The organism is Cellulomonas jepli (assembly GCF_047229345.1).
Lineage (GTDB): Bacteria > Actinomycetota > Actinomycetes > Actinomycetales > Cellulomonadaceae > Cellulomonas_A.
In genome coordinates this window covers 1-23,726 of record NZ_JBFTER010000076.1, presented here as the reverse complement: position 1 = coordinate 23,726, position 23,726 = coordinate 1, and the positions used below count along the sequence as shown (strand labels likewise).

Below are 23,726 nucleotides of genomic sequence, written 5' to 3'. Positions count from 1 at the left end.
CGCCCGCGCGCTCCCGACGGGCGGCCGCGTCGTCGTCGTCGGCGGCGGCATCGGCGGGCTCGCCACGGCGGCGCTGCTCGCGCGCGGCGGCGCCGAGGTCACGCTCCTCGAGCGGCACGACCAGGTCGGCGGACGCACGGGGACGACGACGATCGACGGGTTCCGGTTCGACACCGGCCCGTCCTGGTACTTCATGCCCGAGGTGTTCGAGCACCTGTTCGCGCTGCTCGGCGAGCGCATCGAGGACCACGTCGACCTCGTGCGGCTCGACCCGGCGTACCGGCTGTTCCCCGAGCCGGAGGGCGGCGGCCCGGCCGAGCCGATCGACGTCGTCGACGACTCCGGGACGAACTGGCGCACGTTCGACGCGCTGGAGCCCGGTGCGGGCGAGGCGATGCGCCGCTACGTCGAGGAGTCGGGCGACGCGTACCGCACGGCGCTCGACCACTTCCTGTACACGACGTTCGAGCGCCCGGACCGCGCGATCTCGCTCGACGTGCTCAAGCGCTCCGGCACGCTGGGGCAGCTGCTCACGCGGACCCTCGCGCAGCGCGTCGAGCGCACGGTCACGCACCCCGTGCTCCGCCAGGTGCTCGGGTACCACGCGGTCTTCCTCGGCTCGTCGCCGTACCGGGTGCCCGCGCTCTACTCGCTGATGAGCCACCTGGACCTCGGCGAGGGCGTGCGGTTCCCGCGCGGCGGGATGTACACGCTCATCGAGGCGCTCGAGAAGGTCGCGCGCGCGTCCGGCGTGACGATTCGCACGGGCGCCGACGTGGTCGCGATCGACGTGGACGACGCCGGCCGCAGCCTGCGCCACCCGCGCCGGACGGGCGTCGCACGCGGGGTCCGGCTCGCGAGCGGGGAGGTCGTCGAGGCGGACGTCGTCGTCTCGGCCGCCGACCGGCACCACACGGAGACCGCGCTGCTCGACGCGCCGCACCGCAGCCTGCCCGCGTCGTGGTGGGAGGACCGCGGCCCGGGCATCTCCGCGCTGCTCGTCATGGCGGGCGTCCGCGGCGAGCTCCCCGAGCTCGCGCACCACTCGTTGTTCTTCACGCGCGACTGGCCGACCAACTTCGAGGACATCCTCGGTCCCGGGACCGGCGGCGGCTCCGACCCCGACGCGCTGCGCGTCCCCGAGGTCGCGTCGCTGTACGTCTCGAAGACGACGGCGACCGACCCCGGCGCGGCGCCCGAGGGTCACGAGAACCTGTTCGTGCTCGTCCCGTTCCCCGCCGACGAGCGGCTCGGGGCGGCAGACGACGACGGACCCGCCTCGCGCGCGGCCCTCGAGGCGCACGCCGACCGGTTCCTCGACCAGGTCGGCGCGTGGGCGGGCGTCCCCGACCTGCGCTCGCGCGTCGTGACCCGGCGGGTCGTCGGGCCCGCGGACTTCCACCGCGAGTTCTCCTCGTGGCGCGGCTCCGCGCTGGGCATGGAGCACACGCTGCGCCAGAGCGCGATGTTCCGGCCCGGCGACGCGTCGGCACGCGTACCCAACCTGCTGCACGTGGGCGGCGGCACGATCCCGGGCGTCGGGCTGCCGATGTGCCTGATCAGCGCCGAGCTCGTGGTCAAGCGCCTGCTCGGCGAGACGTCGTCGCGCCCGCTGCCGACGCCGCTGCGGCCCGGGTTCCTCGACGCGGCGCGCCCGCGCGGGGTCTGGCGTGATGCGCTCGCCGGCGACGGCCGGCGCGGCGCGCTCGACGGCCTCGCGTCGGACGCGAGCGCCCCGGCGGACCGTGTCGCGGCGCGCACCTCGGCGCCCGGGGCTCCCCGCGAGGAGGCCCGGCCCGCGTGATCGGACTGGCCTACCTCGGTGCCCTGCTCGTCTCGATCGGGGGCATCGCGCTCCTCGACCGCGCCCACCGGCTCGCGTTCTGGTCCGACTGGCGGCTCTCCGCCGCGTGCGTCGGCATCGGCGTCGTCGGGTTCCTCGCGTGGGACCTCGCCGGGCTCGCGCTCGGCATCTTCGCGCGCGGCGACAGCCCGCACATGACGGGGATCCTGCTCGCGCCCGAGCTGCCGATCGAGGAGGTCGGGTTCCTCACGCTGCTCTGCTACACGGCGCTCGCGGCGTGGCGCGCGTTCGACCGCTGGGTCGCGGAGCGCCGAGGTCGGGCGCCGGGTGCGCCGGGCACGTCGTCGGGCACGTCGTCGGGCACCGGGGCGACCGGCGCACGGCCCGCTCCCGGGGTGCCGGGCGCGGACGGCGCGGCTGGGGGTGCGCGGTGACCAACGCCATCCTCAACGCCGGCGTCCTCGTCGTGCTGCTCGCGGTGTCCGCGCCCGTCCTGCGCCGCCTGCGCGGGTGGGCCGTCGTCGCGACGGTCCTGCTGCTCTGCGTGCTGACCGCGGTGTTCGACACGATCATGATCGACGTCGGGCTCTACGAGTTCGACCCCGCGAAGATCCTCGGGCTGCACGTCTGGGGCGCGCCCGTCGAGGACTTCGCCTACGCCGTCGCCGCCGCCGTCGGGATGCCCGTGCTGTGGACGGTCCTGAGCCGGCGGCGCGTGCGACGCGACGGTCACGCGGCCCCGCACGACGGCACGGCAGACGGGACGACGCACGCGTGAAGGAGCTCCTCGCCGCCTCGCGGCCGTTCTCGTGGGTCAACACGGCCTACCCGTTCGCCGCCGCGTACCTCATGGCGACCAGCGGCCGCCTCGACGTGACCCTCGTGGTCGGCACGCTGTTCTTCCTCGTCCCGTACAACCTGCTGATGTACGGCATCAACGACGTGTTCGACTACGAGTCCGACCTGCGCAACCCGCGCAAGGGCGGGATCGAGGGCGGGCTCGTCGAGCGCTCGCAGGCCCGCGTCGTGCACCGCCGGATCCTCGTCGCGTGCGCCGTCAGCGTCCTGCCGTTCCTCGTGTGGCTGCTCGCCGTCGGGTCGCTCGCCGCGAACCTCACGCTGCTGCTGGTCGTCTTCCTCGTCGTCGCCTACTCCGCCCCGCGGCTGCGGTTCAAGGAGCGGCCGGTGCTCGACTCGGCGACGTCCGCGATGCACTTCGTGGGGCCGGCGCTGTACGCGCTCGTGCTGGTGGGGGCGGACCTCGGCGCACGGACCGTGTGGCCGGTGCTCGTCGCCTTCATGCTCTGGGGCATGGCGTCGCACGCGTTCGGGGCGGTGCAGGACGTGCGTGCCGACCGCGAGGCGGGCATCGGCTCCGTCGCCACCGTGCTCGGCGCCCACCCGACCGTCGTCGCCGCCACCGCCGCGTACGTCGTCGCCGCCGTGACGCTGCTGGCACTGCCGTGGCCGGGGTGGCTCGCCGCGGTGCTGCCGCTGCCGTACGCGGTGAACGCGGCCGGCTTCTGGTCGGTGCGCGACGAGGACTGCGAGCGCGCCAACCGGGGCTGGCGCCGGTTCCTGTGGCTCAACCTCGTGACCGGGTTCCTCGTCACGATGCTGCTGATCGCGGTGGCCCGGGGCTGACGCCGACGCCTCACCCTCGCGGGTCGTGACGCCGGGCGCGCCCGGTGGGAAGGAGATGACGGGTGGACAGGAGCCCCGGTCCGGCCGGCGCGGCGCGCGCGCTGCTCGACGCCCGGTCCGACGCGTACGCCGCTCTGCCGGCCGACGACCTGCGGGACGGTGTCGTCGCGCTCGTCGCCGCTCAGGAGGCCGCGTCCCCCGAGCACGGGACGTCGCCCGTCGACCTGGCTCTCGCCCGCGTGCTCGCGCTCGGCGTGCCCGACGTCGACGTCCGGCTCGTCGAGCGGCTCGCGGACAGCCCGTCGGCCGCGCGGCTCGGGGTGACCTGCCAGGCCCTGCGGCAGCTCTGGTCCCCGGTGGGCCCCCACCCGGCGCGCGACCCCGTCACGGTGGGACGGCTCGTCGGGTCGGCTGCGCGCGTCGCCCTCGGCCCCGACGAGCTGGGGGCCTACCGCGAGGTGCTCGGGCTCGCCGCCGCCCAGGTCGGCTCGCCCGGGGTCGCTGCTGCGCTCGAGAGGGAAATCGCCCGGCTGACGGCGGCGGCGGCGGCGAGCGACGGCTGAGCGCCCGCGCCGTCCGGCCGGGCGGGGAGATCCGGCCGGGCGGCGTGCCCGGTCGGGCGGGGAACGCCGACGCCCACCCGGTCTCGGCGTGGGCCGTGCGCCGGGTGGGCGTCAGGGACGTGCGGTGGGTGCTGCGCGTCAGTGCGCGCGGCGACCGAGCAGACGCGCGGCGAGGACGACGCCGATCGCCGCGAGGACGATCTGGATGAGGACCTCGATGAAGTCGATCCCGTCGGTCGTGGCGACGCCGAGGCCACGCGCGATGGCGGAGCCGAGCAGCGCGGCGATGATGCCGACGATGACCGTGACGACGAGCGAGATGTTCTGCTTGCCGGGGGCGAACAGGCGCCCGAGCAGGCCGAGAATCGCGCCGATGACAATGGCCCCGATGATGCTTGCGGCGGTCATGAGGATCCCTTCCTTGCTGTCAGGTGCACGTCTGGCGTGCTTCGCCCCGGACGCTATTGCAGGTCAGATGGGCGCGCATCTCGAGGGGAGTGTGACGTCACCCAGTCGGGCACGCGGATGTCAAGGGTGTCCCGCCGTCGGGCTAACCTGAACGGACGTCCGGGGAGAAATCCGACAACGAGGCAGGTGCACCGTGATCGTGACCGTCCTGGCCGCCGTGGCCGGCATCGTCGCGGCCTTCGTGGTCGCGGGGATCGTCAGCGCGATCGTCCGCTCCGCGGGGCGCCGCAGCGCCGTCGCGGCCGACCTCTCCCGGCGGGCGCGTCGCCCGCTGCGGGCCGTGCTCGTCGTCGTCGCCCTCTGGGTCGCGGTCGTCGTCACCACCGAACCGTCCGAGGAGTGGGTCCCGCCCGTCCAGCACGTGCTGCAGATCGCGCTCATCGCGTGCGTCGCGTGGCTGATCGGCGCGCTGTCGTTCGTCGCGGAGGACATCGCGCTCGCCCGGTACCGCATCGACGTGCCCGACAACCGGCACGCCCGCCGCGTCCGCACGCAGGTCACGGTGCTGCGGAGGGTCACGGTCGCCATCCTCGTGATCGCCGCGCTCGCCGCGATCCTCATGACGTTCGAGGCCGCGCGCGCCTTCGGCGCCGGGCTCCTCGCGTCCGCCGGTCTGCTGTCGATCGTGGCGGGCCTCGCCGCGCAGAGCTCGCTCGCGAACCTGTTCGCCGGGCTGCAGCTCGCGTTCACGGACGCGATCCGCGTCGACGACGTCGTCGTGGTGGACGACGAGTGGGGGCGGATCGAGGAGATCACGCTGACCTACATCGTGGTGCACGTGTGGGACGACCGGCGCCTCATCCTGCCGTCGACCTACTTCACGACCACGCCGTTCGAGAACTGGACCCGCCGCGCCGCCGACCTGCTGGGTACCGTCGAGCTCGATCTCGACTGGTCCGTGCCCGTCGAGGAGATGCGCGCCGAGCTGGCCCGGCTGCTCGAGGACACCGAGCTGTGGGACCACCGCGTCGGGATCCTGCAGGTCACCGAGGCGACCGGCGGGTACGTGCGGGTCCGGGCGCTCGCGAGCGCGGTCGACGCCCCGACCCTGTTCGACCTGCGCTGCTACGTGCGCGAGGGCCTCGTGGCGTGGCTCCAGTCCACCGCGCCGCACGGGGTGCCCCGCACGCGGCTCGAGACCGTGCAGGACGTGCCCGGTGCGCGCGGCGGCGCCGCAGCTGCTGCGGCAGGGTCGCTCGGTCGGCGCAGCGGACGCCCCGCGGTCGAGCCCCCGGTGCAGGGCCAACCGGGTGACACCCAGCGGCTGCAGCTCTCGCAGACCGATGCCCGCCTCTTCACCGGGAGCATCGACGCGCTCGAGCGCTCGCGCGCGTTCAGCGGCCCCGGGTCCGACGTGATCGCCGAGCGCGAGCAGGCCGCCGACCGCACCGACTCGCGCGGGACGCCGCGGGTCAGCGGTCCCGTCACCGTCGTCGGGCCGCCGCTGCCCGAGCCGCAGGGGGGCGGGCACGACGGCGCGGGGGACGGCGCGCAGGACGACGACGCCGCGCGGCACGGGGCGGCCGGTCAGGACGCCTGGTTCGACGGTGACACCGGGGCGGCGCCCGAGACGGACCGGGTGCGCGAGGCCGACCGGGCGCGCGAGGCGGACCGGGCTCGGGTGGAGGCGGAGCGGGCTCGCGCTGAGTCCGAGCGGGCCCGCCGGGACGCCGAGCGCGCACGCGTCGACGCCGAGCGGGCGAAGGATGCCGAGCGCGCACGCCGGGACGCCGAGCGCGCCGCCGAGCAGGACCGTGCGCGCCGAGGTGCCGGCCACCCGGACCGCGGCCCCGACCCGTACGCCGACCCCGACGCTCGGACCACGACGGTCATGCGCCCGACGCCGGGCGAGCCGAGCCGCACCCCGAGCCGGACCTCGGTGCTGCCGGTCGAGCCGGACGCGTCGGGCTGGCGCGCGACGTGGAACCTCCCGGGCAGCGAGCAGATCACCGGCGTGCCCGGGCGCGGCGACGGGCCGACCGCGCCGGAGCGGACGTCCGCCTTCCCTCGTGAGTCCGGGGCCGGCCTCCCCGCGGAGTCCCCGGCGTCCTCGCAGCCGCCGTCGCCGCCGCTCGGGACGCGTCGCCAGCGTCAGGCGGCGGCCGACGAGACCGCGGTTCTCGGCGCCGACGACGTGCAGGGCTACGGCGAGGGCCGGCGCCGCGGCACCGGTGGGGACGAGGGGACCGACGGTCCGCCGACGGCCCGGTACGACTGGCGCGGGCGCGAGTAGGGGACTGCCCGGGACGACCGCTGCGGGGGAGTTGGCGAGTGCCTCGCACGGCCAGGCCGGCTGAGCGCGTGGACTACTGCCGCCGCAGGAGCAGGTCCTGCGGGTCCGGCGCTACAGCGAGGGCGTCGAGGGGATCGGCTCGGCGCGCAGCTCGACGAACTCGTCGACGTGCATCGGTCGCAGCCCGGCGCGGGTCCACGCCGGGACCAGCCGCGCGCCGTCGTCGCCGTGCAGGCGCACCGGATCGGTCAGGCGGTAGACGACCCGATGCCGCACCAGCCGGGCCTCACCCGCCTCGAGGTTGTGCAGCCACTGCACGTCCGGCCCGTACGTTAGCGCGATCACGAACCCGTGGGGCGTCGGGAAGGCGAAGACCGGCGTCCGCAGTCGCTTGCCCGACCGGCGACCGACGTGGTGCAACGTCGCGAGCGGGGGGACGTCGTCCGACAGGGCGATCATCAGCGGGTTCGTGACGCGACGATTCACGCGGGTGACCCACATCGGGATCGGCATCGTGCTCACCGGCTTCCGTGATGACGACGGACCGTGAGGTCCCGGAACCTGCACCAGCACGAGCACCTGCGAGGCGTCCGGCCGCCGAGCTTTCGAAGGATCAGGCGACATCCTTCCGAAGTGCCGCCAGCTTCGGAAGGAAGGAGCCGCCAGACCTGGAACGACGTGCGGTGGTCAGCAGCCGGGGCCGTGGGGGTTGGTGTGGCAGTTGTCGGCGACGAGGTGGCTGGTGGCGTCGTGGATGGTGACGGTGGGCAGGGCGGTGGTGGTGGTGGCGGTGCCGTCGATGGGGCGCCAGTCGGTGGTTCCGGCGAGGAGGTACTGGCCGGTCCAGGTGGTGGTGAGGGTGGGGGTGTAGGTGCCCAGGTGTGGGTAGGGGTGGCCGATGACGCCGTGGGGGTAGACGGGGTCACCGGGGTGGTGGTCGTGGCCGGTCGGGTAGGGGGTGCCGGGGTGGGTGGTGGTGGTGCGGGTGCCGTCGCCGAAGTCCCAGGTGTACTCGGTGGGGGTGGCGCGCACGGTGAGGGGGAAGCCCAGCAGGGTGGTGGGGTGGTCCTGGGGGTCGGCGGTGGTGTGCACGACGAGACCGAGTCCGGTGAGCAGGTCCGGGTTCGGGGGTTGTGGGGTGACCGGTGAGGGGATCAGGGGCAGGCGGCGGAAGTCCTCGGCGGTGAACTCCGGGAGGACGTCCTGGGGGCAGTAGTAGTCGCTGATCCGGTCCCAGCGGGTCCAGGGGGCGCCGTCGGCGGTGCGGGTGCGGGACCACAGGGGGAGCAGCGGGGTGATGCCGGGGCCGCAGTCGGGTGGGGTGATCGCGCCGTCGCCGGGGTCGCAGGCACCGTCGAGGGTCGAGGTGAGGAACTGCGAGGAGACGTCGCACAGCTCGGCGCGGGCGTACTCAATGAGCCGAGCCGGGGGACTCCCCGCGGTCGAGGCGGCGTGCCATGCGTCATTCGCGCGATGGGCAGCCGCCGCGTAGACCTTGACGACGGAGCCGGAAGACTCGCCGCCGACCTTGTCGAGGGCAGCCGCGGGCGCGGTCTGCAGCGCTGCGATGATCGCGGCTCCAAGAATCGCACACGCGGCGCGCCGCGTTCGGAGTCCTCTACGCAACTGACTCGACCTCGCACTCGCGGATAACCCAGGCGCTGCCCGCGCGCTGCACGGCCACATGCACCACGGACTCGGTAGTGCTGAGGTCTTCCTCCACGACTGTGCCGTTCCGGTCGAGTTCGACAGCGGGGCCCTGGAGCACCGTCAATTCAATTGCGTACAGAACTCCAGGCTCAACCTCCTGAGCGTGCGTATTGGAGACCGTCGTGTCGGTGCCTTCTTGATGACGACCCGCTGCTTGCATCTCGCCGACGCCGCTCACGACGCTCGCGCAGAACACGCACTCCGGGTGGCTCAGGGCCTTCCATGCCGTGAGGTCGCCGGTGTTGTAGACGTACGGGTACAGCGACAGGAAGTACGTCGCCGCCGCCGCCGCCCCGTCGACGCCGGGGTCCTCCATCGCCGCAGGACGCTCGGGCTCGCGAGTCGTTGTGGGCGTCGGCGAGGGCTCGACGGGAGCAGTGGCGCTCACCGAGCGCGTCGGCGTCGGCTCCGCTGCCGGCTCGCCGGTGCACGCGGTCAGCAGCGCCGCGAGCACCACCGCTCCGCCCACGGCGACGCGCGCCGGACCGCGTCTGCGCAGGGGTCGGGCAGGGATGCGGGCGTCGTCGGCCGCACGAGGCGAAGGCATGCCCGCGAACCTAGCGAAATCGGGTCGAGCCGGGCAGTGCTGTTCCGCGATCTGTGGACGGACGAACAGGTCACGGGGTGCGAACGTCGCGCCGAGGAACGCCCGCCGGTGGCCGCCGGGTCGACGACGGGATCAGAGCGCCACCGAGCCTGAGTCGAGAAAAGCCGCGAGGGGCCGGCGTCGTGACGGACGCCGGCCCCTCGCGGGAAGTGCTGGGTGCGTTCAGCGGCGACGGCCGCGGCGACCGGTCGCCGCGCCGTAGATGAGGAACACGATGATCGCGCCGCCGATGGCGAGCAGCCACGTCTGGATGTCGAAGAACGTGGCGAGGCCCACGCCGAACAGGACGCTACCGAGCCAGCCACCGAGCACCGCGCCCAGGACACCGAGCACGAGCGTGATGAGCCAGCCGGTGCTCTGACGCCCAGGGAGCAGAGCCTTGGCGATCACACCAGCAAGCAGGCCGAGGAGGAGGAACGCGAGAAAGCTCATGGGAGAACAGCTCCTGTGAGAAGAGTTCGAACCGGACGGGACAGAACCTCCCACACCGGGACGAAAGCCGCATCCGGAAGCCGGACGACCGTCCAGACCGGGTGCGCCCCGCGGTCTCCGCTCCGGTCAGCCGGCGGACAGCGCCGTCTTCACGCGCTGCGACAGCACCTTGCCGTCGACGCGCCCGCGCCCGGCGGCCGCCGCCTGGGCGGCGCGCATGACCGCACCCATGTCGCGCATGCTGGTCGCGCCCGTCTCGGCGATCGCGGCGGCCACGACCTCGTCGACGTCGGCCTCGCTCAGCGCGGTCGGGAGGTACGACTCGATGAGGTCGGCCTCGCCGGTCTCCGTCGTGGCGCGGTCGGTCGCGCCGGCGGTCGTGTAGATCTCCGCGGACTCGCGGCGCTTCTTGACCTCGGACGCGAGGACGGCCTGCACCTGGTCGTCGTCGAGCTCGACCACGACGGGGCCCGACTTCTCCGCCGCCCGCACCGCGCCGATGACCTGGCGGAGGGTGTTCGTGCGGAAGGCGTCGCGCGCCTTCATCGAGGTCGTGAGGTCGGCGGTGAGTCGTTCGAGCGTGGTCATGCACCCATCGTGCCTGGTCCGGGTGGGCGTGCGGCGACCGAATTCCGTCACGGGGCGGGCCGTCGACGCCCGGCGCAGGACCGAGGCGGCCCTGCGCCGGGCGTCGTCGCGCGTCCTCCCCGGTCAGGCGCCCGGGAGCGACCAGCGCTGGGCGGTGTTGCCGAAGCAGTCCCAGATCTGGGTGCGCTGGCGGTCGACGGCGCGGCCGTCGGGGTTGTCCAGGCACCGGCCGGAGGCGGGGTTGCGGTACGAGTCGCCCTGGCGGACCCACGTCTGGTTCGACTGGCCCGGGTTGCAGTCCCAGAGCTGGACCTTGGAGCCGTTGGCGGTGCCGTAGCCCGTGACGTCCAGGCACTTGCCGAGCGCGCGGAGCGTGCCGTCGGCCCCGAACGTCCAGCGCTGGGCGGGCGTGCCGTTGCAGGTGTAGAGCTGCACGGCCGTGCCGTTGGCGCTGTTGGCGTCGTTGACGTCCAGGCACTTGCCCGCCGCGCCCGACACCACCGCGCCGGTCGACGTCCCGGTGGTCGGCGGCGTCGTCGGCGTGCACGTCCCGCGGACGACCCGGTCGACGTGCGTGGTCCCCGCCGCGCGCAGGCCCGAGACGCGGGTCGCGACCTGCGCGGGCGAGAGCAGCTCGTCGGCGGAGTGGTAGACGTAGTCGACGTCCTGCTCGTACCGGCTCGTGCCGCCGGTGTGCGACTGCAGGTCGATGAACCAGATGTTGAACGCCAGCAGCATCGGCGTCTCCGGGTACACGTGCCCACCGTGCTGGGCGACCTGCCGGCCGTCGAGGAAGTAGCGGACGGTCCCGGCGTCGACCTGCATGACGAGGTCGTGCCACCCGGCGATGCTCCCCACCACGGGTGTGCTCAGGTTGTCCGACCGCCACGGGTCGGGCCGGTACGTCTCCCACGTGGTCAGGAAGAGCGTCGGGGACGTCTGGCCCCAGCCGCCGTTCGGCAGGTACTCGAAGTCGGCCTCGCCGTACGCCGGGTCGTCCGGGAAGGCCAGCGGGGTGATGCCGTAGAACGTCTGCACGACCGGGTCGCCGTCGGCTCCGGCCACGGGCGCGTCGGTGAAGCGGACCCGCGCGGCGTACGTGCCCTCGAAGAACTTCCGTTGGTGGGACACCTCCGCGCTGACCGTGCCGGACGGCGTGCCGTCGGTCTGGGCCTGCAGCCGCATCGAGCGCCCGGTCCCGGAGCCCGTGAACGTCACGTTCGACGGGGACCACGAGGCGCCGCCCACGCCGGGTCCGCCGCCACCGCCGCGCACGCTCCAGCCGCGGGCGGCGAGCTGCGCGTCCTGCGAGGAGCTGTACGAGAAGTCGTCGAAGAGCTGCCCGCACCCCCCGGGCGTCGCTGCCGCCGCCGGTGCGGCCGACGCGGTGACCGCGGCGGCGAGCAGGAGCGGGGCGAGGGCGGCCGTGGCCAGTGCCCTCCGGATCTTCGACTGCCGATAGAGCGCTCTCTGAGTCACGCGTCGACCTCCTCGTCGGAAACGGTGAAGCGGGCACCGTGCCACAAGTCGGGCACGCCCCGCCAGGGCGGTGCGGCGCCGGCACCCGGACGTGGTCGCAGGCCGTCCTGACGCTCGTCGTCGCGCGCGCCCAGGACGCGCGCCACCGTGGCCGTGCTCGTGCGGCCGGAGGAGGAGGGGCGAGCCGTGCAGAGAGGTGGGCCCCGTGGGGCTCGAACCCACGACCTACGGATTAAAAGTCCGCTGCTCTACCGACTGAGCTAGAGGCCCAGGGGTGCTGGGACTCGCACGCGGAGTCGTCAGGGCAGCACCCCCGTCGTTCGCGCGCGGTCGTAGGACCGCTCGCTGCCGACGGCACCGACGGTACCGCTGGTCGCTGCCGTGCGGGCACTCCGGAGCGCTCGCGCCCCCGGACGGCGGACGTCGTGCCGTCGGCTCCTTCCCGGGGCGGTCACGTCGTGGTCACGGGGTGACGATCGGGAAGTTCTTGTCGCCCGGGTCCAGGACGGCCGTGAGCCGGCCGAGCACGGACGCGTCACCGCTGAGCTCGATGCCTGCCTGGGCCAGGCCGTCCGCGGTGAGCGCTCCGGTGGCGAGGGCCGGCAGCGTGCGCCTGGTCGTCGTGAGCGTCACGTCGGCGTCGCCCTTCTGCGGGGCGGCGCTGTAGGTCAGCACGCCGTTGGCCAGGCGCAGGCGGTAGCGCTTGCCGACGTCGGTGAGCACGACGTCGAGGGAGAGCGTCTCGTCCCAGGCCTTCGGTCCGTCCACCTGGATGGCGATGGCGTCGAACAGCATCTCCGGCGAGAGGTTCGCGATGACGTCCGGGGCGTTGGTCTCCGTGGGGGTGCCGAACTGGCCGTCGCGCAGCTCGGTGGCCCCCGAGAGGTAGAAGTCGCGCCAGGTCCCGTTCTCCGAGCCGTAGCCCAGCTGCTCGTAGGTCTCGGCGAGGAGGGCCCGGGCAGCGGCGTGCTCGGGTTCGGCGAAGACGGCGTGGTTCGCGAGCTCGGCGGCCCAGCGCAGGTCACCGGCGTCCAGTGCGGAGCGAGCCTGGTCGACGACGGCGTCGACACCGCCGATCGCGGCGACGTACCGCGTCGCCCGGTCGACGGGTGTGTGCTCCCACAGGTGGGCCGGGTTCCCGTCGAACCAGCCGAGGTAGCGCTGGTAGATCGCCTTGACGTTGTGGCTCACCGACCCGTAGTAGCCGCGGTTGCACCACGCGTTCTCGAGCGCCGGGGGGAGCGTGATCTCCTCGGCGATCTCCGGCCCGGTGAGGCCCTTGTTCAGGAGTCGCAGGGTCTGGTCGTGCAGGTAGGCGTACAGGTCGCGCTGCAGCGAGAGGAGCTCGCCGACACGCTCGCGCCCCCAGGTGGGCCAGTGGTGGGACGCGAAGACGACGTCGAGGTCGTCGCCCCACAGGTCGATGGTCTCGGTGAGGTACGTCGCCCAGGCGTGCGGGTCACGGACGACGGCGCCACGGAGCGTCAGCAGGTTGTGCAGGTTGTGCGTGACGTCCTCGGCCGCGCACAGAGCCCGGTGCTCGGGCAGGTGGATCAGCATCTCGGCCGGCGCCTCGGTGCCCGGCACCATCTGGAACACGAGGCGGACGCCGTCCACGACCTCCTCCTGACCGGTGCTCGAGATCAGGTCGGTCGGCGGCACGAAGGACACCTCGCCGACCGAGAGGGTCTGGCCCAGCCCCGCGCCGACCCCGCCCTGCGGCCCGCGGGCGAGAGCTGCGCCGTACATGTACCCCGCGCGGCGGTTCATCGCGACGCCGGCGTACACGTTCTCGGAGACGGCGTGCTCGACGAACCCCTCGGGCGCGAAGATCGGCACCCGCCCGGAGTCCAGGTCGTCCGGGGTCAGGAACCCCTTGGCACCGCCGAAGTGGTCCGCGTGCGAGTGGGTGTAGATGATCGCCTTGACCGGACGGTCGCCGCGGTGCCGGCGGTACAGGTCGAGCGCCGCGCGGCCGGTCTCGACCGACAGGAGCGTGTCGATGACGATCACGCCCTCGTCGCCCTCGATGAAGGAGGCGTTCGACAGGTCGATCCCGCGCGCCTGGTAGATCCCCGGCGCGACCTCGTACAGGCCGTGCCGGCGGACCAGCCCGCTCTGCCGCCAGAGGCTGGGGTTCACCGTCTCGGGGGCGTCGCCGGTCACGAAGTCGTACGCGGCGGCGTCCCAGACGACGCGTCCGTCGGCGTCGCGCACCTGGGGCGGGTCGATCGTCCCCAGGAACCCGCGATCGACGTCGTCCAGGTCGCGCGCGTCGGCGAACGGGAGGGTCGCGAGCAGCCGGGCGTGCTGGGCGGCGACGGTCGGGTGGACGGCCATGACGGTGCTCCTCGGTCCGGGGGCCGCGCGGAGGTGGCGGCCCTCCCACCGTCGCCAGTGCGCCGCGCGGCGTCATCATCACCTCTGAGGGATGACCGTCCCGCGACCCCTGCGTCGTCGGCAGCGGCAGGCGGGACCCCGCGGCGCGCTCAGTGGCAGAGGTCGCCCTCGTCCGGTCAGACGATCTTCGGGAACGTCGCCAGCAGCACCACGCCGAGCACGAACAGCCCCCCGGCGAGGACGAGCAGCCCGCGCCGGGGGAGCGTGCGCTTCGCACGCTCGGACATCGCCGTGAAGAAGAGCACGAGCGCGAACAGCACCGTGAGCAGCGTGTAGTTGTCGCCGCGCTGGTTGTTCCGCAGCGCGGCGTCGAAGTACGCGTCGGCGCGGGCGTCGGCCTCGGCCGCTTCGGCCACGCCGGGTGGCTGGTAGGAGTCGAGGGCGAAGGGGCTCGGCGGGGCGTCGGGGTCCTGCAGCGGGCGGGTGGCGAGCCACTCGTCGAACGCCGGCCGGAACCGGTCGGCGAAGCGGGCCTGGACGAACGTGGCGAGCTCGGTGTCGTCGCGGGCGACGGCCTCGACGTAGAGGGCGAAGGTCTGCAGGTCGTAGCCGCGGGCCGCGTCGGCCGTGGCGGTCCAGCGGGCAGCCTCGATCCGCTGGGAGGACGCACGGGAGAACGCGATCGACATCTCGCCGCCCCACTTGCTGGCCTCGAACCCGCTCCAGGCGGTGAGCACCGCGGTGACGGTGAGGATCGCGAGTGCGGTGATGTCCCGGGCGCGGGACCGGTTCGTGCTGGTCTCCGGCCGTTCCTGCTCGGTCATGCGTCCCCCTCGGGCTCTGCCGATCGACGCCACTCCTCGGCGAGCCGTACCGCGCGGCGGGTGGACGCGGTGAGGGTGGGTTCCGCCTCGAGCACGTGCTGCCGGGGGAGGGCGACCGCGGGGCCGAGGGTGTCCAGCTGCCGGCGCACGTCGGGCGAGACGCCCGCCAGGAGCAGCACGCTCCCGACGGAGGAGAGCTGGGCGGCGTACCGGCTGACGACCGTGATGAACGTGCTGCCGAGCTGCTCCTTGCCGCGCAGGCTGATCACGACCGCCGAGCGACGGGAGTCCTGCTCGACCAGTGGCAGCTGCGACTCCAGCACCGGCACGGCGGCGAAGAACAGGCTCCCGTACGGGCGGAGCACGACGGTCTCGTCGGGTCCCAGCGTGCGCGGCGGGTCGCTCTCCACCACCCCGTCCGCGGTGAGCTCCCACCGGCGGACGCGCACCGCCCCGGACTGGCGCACCACGTGCAGGATCACCGAGACCCCCACGCCGACCAGCACCGCGTACTGCAGCGGGATCAGCACGGTGAGGACGAACGTCGTCGCCATGACGGTGGCCTGCACCGGGCCCGTCCGCCACACGAGCGCGATCGCGTCGGGCCGCAGGCTGCGCGCGCCGATCACGATCAGCAGGCCCGCCAGCGCCGGCATGGCGACGAGCGCGACCGCGTCCGCCAGCAGCAGGATCACGACCGCCATCGTGACGCCGGCCACCACGAGCGCGGTGCGGCTCCGTGCGCCCGCCGTGGTGATCAGGGCGGTGGCGGACATCGAGCCGCCGACGGGCATGCCGTGCAGCAGCCCGGAGGCGATGTTCGCCACCCCCTGCCCGCGGAAGTCCCCCGAGGCGTCGCCGTACCGCCCGTCCGGGTTCGGGACGGTCGCACTGATGGCCGCTCCCTGGACCAGCCCGACGAACGCCAAGGACGCCGCGGGGACCAGCAGCGTGAGCACCAGGCCAGGGTCCGGGATGCTGAGCCTGGGCAGGGCGGCGGGGATGGCGGTGACGTCGGCGAGCACGGCGACGTCAGCACCTGCCCAGGTGCGGAGGGCGCCGGCGAGGGCACTCGTCACGGCGACCGCCACGACCAGGCCGAGAGCGCGCAGCGCGGTCCGCTCGAGCAGCAGGATCAGCCCGATCGTCGCGACGCCGACGACCACCGTTCCCCAGGCGTAGGACCCGACGTGCAGGACGGTGTCGAGCGCCGAGGTCAGCCGGTTCGAGCCCTCCGCCTCGTAGCCGGTGAAGTCGTCGAGCTGGCCGAGCACGATGTTCACCGCCACGGCGCTGACGAACCCGGTCAGGACCGCGTGCGGGACGAACCGCACGGCGGACCCCAGCCGCGCCAGGCCGAGGGTCAGCATGATGACGCCGGTCAGCACCGACAGGGTGAACAGGGCGGTGTCGGGGTCGGGTGCGGGCGCGTGCACCTGAGGCACGTCGGCGACGACGACCGCCATCGCCCCGGTCGCCTGGACGGCCATGAACGCCGAGCTCGTGGTCGCTGCCCCGGCCGTGACGCCGACCATGTAGGCGTACAGACCCCAGACCGGGTTCACCCCGGCGAGGAGCCCTCCGGCCAGGCCGTCGGGCACGCTCTCGACGCCCAGCACCACACCGGCGGGCACGTCGGCGCGCCAGGGCCGACGGCGACGACCTCGGAGGCCAGGACGTACCGACCCCACCGGCGCGTCCTTCATCGTGCCGCCGTCGTGACCAGCAGGAGAACGTCGCTCCGCATCCGGCGTCCCTCACGTTCGGTGGACGCCGTTCTCCGGCGACCTGGACGAGCACGACCGTAGGTCCGGCGTCCTCGGGGGTCGTCATCCCTCGTGGATGAGCACCCCGACGCGGACGCGGCGCACTTCACCCGACGAACCGGGCGCACGGGCCCGTCCGGCCTGGGAGGCTCTTGTCCGGTCGTGCGTCTGCCGCTCGCCGGCCCGACCTCTGCTGTCGCGGCCAACCCAGGGGGTTCTCCCATGCGCTCGTCCCGTCGTCTGCTCGCCGTGCCCGCGGCCGTCGCCCTCGTGTGGAGCCTCACGGCCTGCGGCGGGTCCACGGAGGCGAGCACCGAGACCACCACGACGCCGTCGGCCACCGCCCAGGCCACGCAGGAGGCCGAGGGCGTCGAGCTCACGCAGGCCAACTTCCTGCAGACGATCGCCGCCGCGCAGGCCGAGGCCAAGAGCTACGACTTCACGATGTCCACGTCCGCCGCGGGCCAGGCGATGGACGCCACCGGCTCGGTGCAGATCGAGGACGACGGCACCCAGTCGCTCTCGATGGTCATGGCGCTCCCCGAGATGGGGCAGATGGAGGTCCGCATGGCGGGCGGCCTCACGTACATGAACCTCGGCGAGCTGACCGGCGGCAAGTTCCTCCAGGTCGACCCGAGCGACGCCTCGAACCCGCTCGCCGCGGGCCTCGGCGACATGACGGGCGAGATCGACCCGACCAAGGCGCTGGCCGACGCGGAGGCCGCCGTCACGAGCGTGACCAAGAAGGGTGACGCGGAGGACGTCGACGGCGTCGAGGCGACCCCCTACGAGGTCGTCATGGACCCCACGAAGCTCCCCGAGGAGCAGCGCGCGGGCCTCGACCAGGCCGCTGCGGCCGGCGCCACGATCCCGGCGACGTTCGTCTACACGTACTGGCTCGACGTCGACGACCGCGTGCGCAAGATGGCCTTCGACCTCATGGGCTCGACGACCGAGATGACGTTCTCGAACTGGGGGAGCGGCGCGCCCGTGACCGCCCCGCCGGCCGACCAGATCACGACCGAGAACCCGTTCGCGGGCTGATCCCGCCCCGGCGCTGAGCCGGACCTCAACGCCCCGGAGCCCGGCGCCGTCCCCGTGACGGCGCCGGGCTCCGTGCGTGACCGGGTCAGCTGCGCGGGAGCGCCCCCGGGACCGGCGGGACGACGGGCGGCAGACCGTTCTGCTGCGCGGACCGGGCGCCGGAGTCCGGGGCGTCGAGCGGCGTGGTGAACGGCTGCTCGTCACCGACGCACAGCGTGCCCGCGGCGGGCAGCGTCCCGTCGAGCAGGTAGGCGTCGATCGCCCCCGTCGCGCACGCCGACGTGCCGTACGCCGTGTGACCCCAGCTGTCGCTCGACAGCAGGCGGCTCTTCGGCAGGGCCTTGTCGACCTTCACGGCGTTGTCGTAGTTCGTCGCGGGGTCCCAGTAGTTGCCGACGACGAGCACGGGGTTGGCCGTCGACCTCGTGAACGGCCCGGTGTAGGCGTCCTCGTCGCGCACGGTCCACGTCTGGCTCGCGCACGCCGAGGAGTTCCAGGTCCACGCCCGGCCGAAGTCGGGCGCGCGCTCGTCGGCGCGGTCGGCGTGCCCGGGCCACGAGCGCGCGTAGGCCGGGTTGCGGCCGTCGGTGCACTGGATCGAGAAGAACGCCTCGAGCGAGTTGTCGTACGGGAACGCGAGCCCGAGGGCCTCGTGCCGCTGGGCCGCGGTCTCGTCGGCCGCCTTCGCCCGGTCCTGCTGCGCCAGGGCCTTCGCGGCGAGCGCCGCGTTCGCCGCGGCCTGCGTCGCTGCGGCGTCGGTGCCCGGCTCGGCCGGGGCCTGGGCGAGCTGCCACAGGAACGTGAGGTCCTGGTCGACGATGTCCGCGGCGTTCGGTGCGTACATGTCGCTGAGCAGGAAGGAGATGAGCGTCGCGTAGGTGACGGTCAGGAGCACCTCGCCCGTCTCGGGGTCGACGATGTCGACGGGGTTCTCGCGCAGCGACGCCTTGAGCGCGGCGTAGTTGTCCTGCGGGTCGCCGAAGGCGGCGAAGCGGCAGAACTCCGGTCCGGCCTTCTCGCAGCGGAGCAGGATCTCGTCGAGCGCCTTCGACGCGCCCTCCGCCGAGCGGATGCGGGTGAACGTCGGGATGTCGCGGTTGGCGCGGGTGCCGACCCAGTCGGCCGCGTCGACGACACCGTCGATCACGAGCGCGCGCACCCGGTCCGGGAACATGTTCGCGTAGTAGCTGCCGAGGATGCTGCCGTAGGAGAAGCCGAGGTAGGTCAGCTTCTCGTCGCCGAGGGTGCGCCGGAGCACGTCCATGTCGCGGGCGACCTCGGCGGTCGACATCGAGCCGGACAGCGGCTTGCCGGTCGTCGAGCACGCGATCCCGATGTTCTCCGACGCCGTGACGTACGCCGCCTCCTCGTCGTCCGTGACGGGGAAGGGGACGTCCGCGCCGGCGAGGTCGGCGGCCTGCTCGCCCATGTTCTCCCAGCAGCGCACGTTGTCGCTGTAGTTGGTGCCGCGGGGGTCCATGCCGATGATGTCGAACCGCGCGAGGACCTCGGGGCCGAGGAACTGGGTCGCGGCCGCCGCGATCTCGACGCCCGAGCCGCCGGGGCCGCCGGGGTTGAGGAACAGCGAGCCGAGCTTGTTCGCCTGGTCGCTCGCCGGGTGGCGCAGGACCGCGACGGCGGTGGTGGCCCCCCGCGGCTGGTCGTAGTCGAGCGGCAGGTTCACGGTGGTGCACTCGTTGCCCTCGCCGAACGCCGGGCTGCAGTCGAACCAGCTCGGGGTCGGTGCGGGGACACGGTCGACGCGCTGCGCCTCGATGTCCCCGATCGCGCGGGGTGCGGCGGGTGCTGCGGCGGCGTTCGCCGCGGCCGCGGCTCCGGCGACCGCGGTACACGCGAGGGTGGCGGTCGCCAGGACGGCGACCCACCGGGTGGATGTGCGTGCTCGAGACATCGAACCTCCTGTGACGTGCCGACCGGTCGGCGCCCCCTGACGCCGGCTCGTGAACGGCATGCGCTTCACACTCTCGGCGCGCGCCGCGCAGCGTCAAGGAAATGCACAGGTTCTCCACACAGCGCGCAAAGCGGATGGCGCCGGTCGCTCGACCTGGCCCGTGGCACCTGCCCGCCGAGCGCGTACCGAGAGGGCCGGCGTGCGACCGGCCCCCGCCCAGCGACTGCCGAGCGGGGGCCGGTCGGGGGTGGCGGTGCTCGCCGGACCCGGTCGACGCGGGCTGCGCCGTCGGGCCCGCGCAGGGCGCCGCCGCCCGGTGGGCTGCGGGAGGTCAGCTCCGCGGCAGCGCCCCCGGGACCGGCGGCACTACGGGCGGCAGCCGGTCGGACCGCGCGGACCGGGCACCGGACTCGGGGCCCTCGGGCGCCTCGAGCGGGACGGTGAACGGCTGGTCGTCACCGACGCACAGCGTCCCCGCGGGCGGCGTCGCGCGCGTCAGCAGGTACGTGTCGATGGCGTCCGTCACGCACGCCGACGTGCCGTAGGCGGTGTGACCCCAGCTGTCGCTCGACAGCAGCCGGCTGTTCGGCAGCAGCCGGGCCGCGTTGACCGCGCCGTCGTAGTTCGTCGCCGGGTCCCAGTAGTTGCCGACGACGAGCACCGGGTTCGCCGTCGCCTTCGTGAAGGTTCCGGTGTAAGCGTCCTCGTCGCGCACGGTCCACGTCTGCTGGGCGCAGGGCGACGAGCCCCACGTCCACAGTCGCCCGAAGTCGGGGGCCCTGGCGTCCGCGCGGTCCGCGTGCCCGGGCCACGAGCTCGCGTAGACGGGGTTGCGGCTGTCCGTGCAGAGGACCGAGAGGAACGCCTCGGGGGAGTTGTCGTACGGGAACGCGAACCCGAGCGCCTCGCGCTGCTCGGCCTCGGTCACGTCCGCCGCCTTCGCCTGCTCCTGCTGCGTGCGGAACCGCTCGAGGAGCCCCTGGCGCGCGGCGTCCTGCCGTGCAGCGCCCTCGGTCCCCGGCTCCGCGGGCTCCTGCAGCAGCTCCCAGATGAACGTGAGGTCCATGTCGACGAAGTCCGCCGCGACGGGTGCGTACAGGTCACCGAGCAGGAACGAGATCAGGACCGGGTACGTGAGCGTCAGGTACACCTCGCCCGTCTCCGGGTCCACGAGGTCGAGCGGCTCCTCCCGGAGCGTCGCCTTGATCTCCGCGAACAGGTCCTGCGGGTCGCCGTACCCGGCCAGCCGGCAGTACTCCGGGCCGGCCTTCTCGCAGCGGAGCAGGATCTCGTCGAGCGCCTGCGCCGCCCCCTCGCCCGACCTGAGGCGGGTCGTCACCGGGGTGTTCTGGGTCGCGCGGCTGCCCTGCCAGCCCTGCGGGTCGAGGACCCCGTCGATCGCGACGGCCCGGACGCGGCCGGGGAACATGTTGGCGTACACGTTGCCGAGGTAGCTGCCGTAGGAGAACCCCAGGTACGTGAGCTGCGTGTCGCCCACCATGCGCCGGATGACGTCCATGTCGCGGGCGACCTCGGCCGTGGACATGGAGCCCGAGAGCGGCTTCCCCGTCGTCGAGCACGCCTGGCCGACACGCTCCGACGCCGCGACGTACGCCGCCTCCTCGTCGTCCGTGACGGGGAACGGCACGTCCCAGCCCTCGAGGTCGGCGGCCTGCTCGCCCATGTTCTCCCAGCAGCGCACGTTGTCGCTGAAGTTGGTGCCGCGCGGGTCGATGCCGACGATGTCGAACCTCTTGAGCACCTCGGGGCCGAGGAACAGGCTGGCCTGCGCGGCGATGCTCACGCCCGAGCCGCCGGGGCCGCCGGGGTTGAGGAACAGCGAGCCGAGCTTGTTCGCCTGGTCGCTCGCCGGGTGGCGCAGGACCGCGACGGCGGTGGTGGCCCCCCGCGGCTGGTCGTAGTCGAGCGGCAGGTTCACGGTGGTGCACTCGTTGCCCTCGCCGAACGCCGGGCTGCAGTCGAACCAGCTCGGGGTCGGTGTGGGGACACGGTCGACGCGCTGCGCCTCGATGTCCCCGATCGGCGCGCGTGCGGAGGCCTGGGCCGTGGACGCGCCGGCGGCGGCGGTGCCGACGAGCGCGAGAGCGGTCAGGACGGAGACGAGACTGGACGTGCGTGGTCGGTTCATCGAGCCCCCTGCGACGTGCCACGCGGTCGACGCCCCCCTGGCGCCGGCTCGCGGCTGGCATGAGCGCCACACTCTCGACGTCCGGCGCGCACCGTCAAGGTGCGGCACAGGTTCTCCACGTGCCGCGCAAAGAGCGGACCCACCGTCGTGCGCGTGACGCGCCCCGCTGCCGGTGCGAGAGTGACGAGGAACGCCCCGTGCCCGACGACGGGCGCCGACCCGAGGAGTGCCCGTGCCGCGACGCATCGCCACCGCCGACCGAGTGAGCCGCGACGAGCTGCTCGAGTTCCTGCGCCCGCGCCACCACGCGGTGCTGCTCACCCGCCGCAGGTCCGGCGCGCCGCAGCTCTCGCCCGTGACGTGCGGCGTCGACGACGCCGGGTGCCTCGTCGTCTCGACGTACCCGGACCGCGCGAAGGCGGTGAACGTCCGGCGCGACTCGCAGGTCAGCGCTTGCGTGATGTCCGACGACTTCGACGGGCCGTGGGTCCAGGTCGACGGGACCGCCGAGGTGGTCGACCCGCCCGAGTCGGTCGAGCCGCTCGTCGAGTACTACCGCAACATCGCCGGCGAGCACCCCGACTGGGCCGAGTACCGCCAGGCGATGCTCGACCAGGGCAAGTCGCTGATCCGCCTGCACATCGAGGGGTGGGGGCCCGTCGCGACCGGGGGGTTCCCCGCGCGGCTCGCGGACGGGTGACGGTGAGCCGCCCGGACGGGTGCGCGTGCGACCCGCGGCCCCGCGGACGGGCTGCGGCCGTTCACCCGGAAGGAGCAGCGGCCGGCCGCTCCGATTGCGGGCCCGACGCGGTGCCTCCTACGTTCGAGGGGCGCGTCACCGGTGCCGCGCGGACCGTGGGGGGTCGTGGGCGATGAGCGCGGACGGCTGGGCGACGCGAGCAGGGACGTGGCTGGTCCGCGGCCTGCTCGCAGGCGCCGGTGCCGTGCTCGTCGGTGCCGTGGTCGCCGGTCCTGCGCAGGCCGCCGGGTCCCCGGCCGCGCCACTGGTCGTCGGGTCGTTCGCCGCGCCGCAGGTCGCGGGGGTCGACGAGGCGCTCGGCGCTGTCGTCGGCGGGCTGACCGGCTCGGTCGGGGCCGTGGTGACGCCGGTCGCGGACGCCGTCCTGACGCCGGTCACGGACGCGGTGCTCACGCCGGTCACGGACGCCGTCCTGACACCGGTCACCGACGCCGTGCTCACGCCAGTCGCCGAGGTCGTGCTCGCGCCGGTGGCCGGGCTCGCGACTGCTCCGGTGCAGGCGGCCCAGGTGCCGGCGCCGGTCGTCGACGCGGTGGCGCCGGTCGAGGCCGTCCTGGCGCCGGTCGGCGACGTGGTCGCGGGCGTCGCGGTGCCCGTGCGCGAGGTGGTCGACCCCGGGGTCGGCGCCGTCGCTCCCGCGGTCGAGCCGGTCGTCGAGCCCGTCGCGCAGGTGGCCGCCCCCGTGACGCACGCGCTGGCGCCGGTCGTCGCGGGCGTCGTGCAGCCGGTCGTTCCCGTCGTCGAGCGCACGGTGACCGCGGTCTCGCCGCTCGTCGAGCCCGTCACCGGCGCGGCCGACGCGGTGCTGCCCGCGCTCGCTCCCGTGACCGCTCCCGTCGACGAGCTGCTCGGTGGGGTCGCCGGCGGCGTCGCGGCACCGCTGCGGCCCGTGCTCGACGACGTCGTCGCACCTCTCGTCGCACCGCTCGACCCGGTCGTCGACGCGGTCCGGCCGCTCGTCCCCGGGCTCCCGCTCGTGCCCGCGGTCCTCGACCCGCTCGTGCCGGGCGTCGGCCTGCCGGGCGTCGCGCCGCCGTCCTCCGCGCCGCCGGGTGGACCCGGGCAGGACGTGGACCGCCCCGTGGTCGACGACCGCCCCGACCCCTCCGCTGCGGCGGCGCCCGGGGGAGCCGTGACCCCGGCAGCCGTGGCGGCGGGCGACGCCGTCGAGGCACCGACGCACGCGACGGACCCCCGCTCGACGGACCTCGGCTCGGCGAACCCCCGCTCGGCGGGCACCCGGGCCCGGACCGCCCTCCGCGACGTCACGACCGAGCCTGCGACCGCGGTCCCGGCCGGTGACGTCCACGACCCCACGACGCCCGGCACCCCCGGCGCGCCGTCAGCCCCCGTGCCGCCCACGGGCGGCGCCGGCGGACCGTCAGGGCGGGCGTCGAGGCGGT

Annotated in this window: 21 protein-coding genes and 1 tRNA gene; 9 read left to right on the top strand and 13 right to left on the bottom strand. The window is 74.1% G+C overall.

From position 1 onward, the window contains the following. The 5 genes from crtI to AB6N24_RS16320 form a co-directional block, all read left to right on the top strand. Nucleotides 1–1,804, top strand: a 1,804-nt coding sequence (gene crtI, locus AB6N24_RS16340) for a phytoene desaturase family protein (protein WP_412870441.1), incomplete at its 5' end; no start/stop codon positions are given. After that, nucleotides 1,801–2,238, top strand: coding sequence for a lycopene cyclase domain-containing protein (locus AB6N24_RS16335; protein ID WP_412870440.1), 438 nt, complete (start codon nt 1,801–1,803; stop codon nt 2,236–2,238). The genes crtI and AB6N24_RS16335, both read left to right, overlap by 4 nt. Further along, a complete protein-coding gene (locus AB6N24_RS16330) occupies nt 2,235–2,582 on the top strand; it encodes a lycopene cyclase domain-containing protein (protein ID WP_412870439.1) in 348 nt (115 codons plus the stop codon). The genes AB6N24_RS16335 and AB6N24_RS16330 overlap by 4 nt, the downstream gene beginning before the upstream one ends. Continuing rightward, nucleotides 2,579–3,448 (top strand): prenyltransferase, encoded by an 870-nt coding sequence (locus AB6N24_RS16325; protein WP_412870438.1) that lies wholly within the window; start codon nt 2,579–2,581, stop codon nt 3,446–3,448. Before AB6N24_RS16330 ends, AB6N24_RS16325 begins: the two co-directional genes overlap by 4 nt. Nucleotides 3,449–3,510: 62 nt before the next feature. Further along, nucleotides 3,511–4,011 carry a hypothetical protein gene (locus AB6N24_RS16320; protein WP_412870437.1) on the top strand — a complete coding sequence of 167 codons (501 nt, stop codon included), beginning with the start codon at nt 3,511–3,513 and terminating at the stop codon, nt 4,009–4,011. Nucleotides 4,012–4,149: 138 nt separating this feature from the next. Here AB6N24_RS16320 and AB6N24_RS16315 read toward each other — a convergent pair whose 3' ends face one another. Beyond that, nucleotides 4,150–4,419 carry a GlsB/YeaQ/YmgE family stress response membrane protein gene (locus AB6N24_RS16315; RefSeq protein ID WP_034626715.1) on the bottom strand — a complete coding sequence of 90 codons (270 nt, stop codon included), beginning with the start codon at nt 4,417–4,419 and terminating at the stop codon, nt 4,150–4,152. Nucleotides 4,420–4,612: 193 nt separating this feature from the next. On the opposite strand from AB6N24_RS16315, the gene AB6N24_RS16310 reads away from it, so the two are divergent. Next, nucleotides 4,613–6,712 (top strand): mechanosensitive ion channel domain-containing protein, encoded by a 2,100-nt coding sequence (locus tag AB6N24_RS16310; protein ID WP_412870436.1) that lies wholly within the window; start codon nt 4,613–4,615, stop codon nt 6,710–6,712. Between the two features lie 111 nt (nt 6,713–6,823). Here AB6N24_RS16310 and AB6N24_RS16305 read toward each other — a convergent pair whose 3' ends face one another. From AB6N24_RS16305 to AB6N24_RS16260, 10 genes are all read right to left on the bottom strand, one after another. Beyond that, entirely contained in the window at nt 6,824–7,234 is a 411-nt protein-coding gene (locus AB6N24_RS16305) for a nitroreductase family deazaflavin-dependent oxidoreductase (RefSeq protein ID WP_412870435.1), read from the bottom strand. Between the two features lie 165 nt (nt 7,235–7,399). Beyond that, nucleotides 7,400–8,338: a hypothetical protein gene (locus tag AB6N24_RS16300; RefSeq protein WP_412870434.1), complete on the bottom strand. Its 939-nt coding sequence runs from the start codon at nt 8,336–8,338 to the stop codon at nt 7,400–7,402. Then, on the bottom strand, nt 8,331–8,876 hold the full coding sequence (locus AB6N24_RS16295) for a DUF6318 family protein (protein WP_412870433.1): 546 nt from the start codon (nt 8,874–8,876) through the stop codon (nt 8,331–8,333). The genes AB6N24_RS16300 and AB6N24_RS16295 overlap by 8 nt, the downstream gene beginning before the upstream one ends. 315 nt (nt 8,877–9,191) lie before the next feature. Further along, nucleotides 9,192–9,461 carry a GlsB/YeaQ/YmgE family stress response membrane protein gene (locus tag AB6N24_RS16290; RefSeq protein ID WP_183297671.1) on the bottom strand — a complete coding sequence of 90 codons (270 nt, stop codon included), beginning with the start codon at nt 9,459–9,461 and terminating at the stop codon, nt 9,192–9,194. Nucleotides 9,462–9,587: 126 nt separating this feature from the next. Further along, the gene (locus AB6N24_RS16285; RefSeq protein WP_412870432.1) at nt 9,588–10,049 is read right to left on the bottom strand and encodes a GatB/YqeY domain-containing protein; all 462 of its coding nucleotides are present in this window, start codon (nt 10,047–10,049) and stop codon (nt 9,588–9,590) included. A gap of 123 nt (nt 10,050–10,172) precedes the next feature. Continuing rightward, nucleotides 10,173–11,528, bottom strand: coding sequence for a ricin-type beta-trefoil lectin domain protein (locus AB6N24_RS16280; RefSeq protein WP_412870431.1), 1,356 nt, complete (start codon nt 11,526–11,528; stop codon nt 10,173–10,175). 197 nt (nt 11,529–11,725) lie between these two features. Then, nucleotides 11,726–11,798 (bottom strand) — tRNA-Lys (locus AB6N24_RS16275). A 192-nt stretch (nt 11,799–11,990) separates the two neighbouring features. Then, a complete protein-coding gene (locus AB6N24_RS16270; RefSeq protein ID WP_412870430.1) occupies nt 11,991–13,868 on the bottom strand; it encodes an alkyl/aryl-sulfatase in 1,878 nt (625 codons plus the stop codon). 176 nt (nt 13,869–14,044) lie between these two features. Next, complete coding sequence (locus AB6N24_RS16265) at nt 14,045–14,692, bottom strand: hypothetical protein (protein ID WP_412870429.1); 648 nt, start codon at nt 14,690–14,692, stop codon at nt 14,045–14,047. Next, complete coding sequence (locus AB6N24_RS16260; RefSeq protein ID WP_412870428.1) at nt 14,689–16,326, bottom strand: SulP family inorganic anion transporter; 1,638 nt, start codon at nt 16,324–16,326, stop codon at nt 14,689–14,691. Before AB6N24_RS16260 ends, AB6N24_RS16265 begins: the two co-directional genes overlap by 4 nt. A 354-nt stretch (nt 16,327–16,680) precedes the next feature. On the opposite strand from AB6N24_RS16260, the gene AB6N24_RS16255 reads away from it, so the two are divergent. After that, entirely contained in the window at nt 16,681–17,502 is an 822-nt protein-coding gene (locus tag AB6N24_RS16255; protein ID WP_412870427.1) for an SCO4651 family lipoprotein, read from the top strand. Between the two features lie 85 nt (nt 17,503–17,587). On the opposite strand, the gene AB6N24_RS16250 is transcribed toward AB6N24_RS16255, so the two are convergent. Beyond that, nucleotides 17,588–19,414, bottom strand: coding sequence for an alpha/beta hydrolase (locus AB6N24_RS16250; RefSeq protein ID WP_412870426.1), 1,827 nt, complete (start codon nt 19,412–19,414; stop codon nt 17,588–17,590). A 331-nt stretch (nt 19,415–19,745) separates the two neighbouring features. After that, nucleotides 19,746–21,563, bottom strand: a complete 1,818-nt coding sequence (locus AB6N24_RS16245; protein ID WP_412870425.1) for an alpha/beta hydrolase — start codon at nt 21,561–21,563, stop codon at nt 19,746–19,748. Nucleotides 21,564–21,795: 232 nt separating this feature from the next. On the opposite strand from AB6N24_RS16245, the gene AB6N24_RS16240 reads away from it, so the two are divergent. Further along, on the top strand, nt 21,796–22,263 hold the full coding sequence (locus tag AB6N24_RS16240; RefSeq protein ID WP_258724585.1) for a PPOX class F420-dependent oxidoreductase: 468 nt from the start codon (nt 21,796–21,798) through the stop codon (nt 22,261–22,263). Nucleotides 22,264–22,435: 172 nt separating this feature from the next. Continuing rightward, nucleotides 22,436–23,726 (top strand): hypothetical protein (locus AB6N24_RS16235; protein ID WP_412870424.1); only part of this gene is annotated, 1,291 nt, incomplete at its 3' end.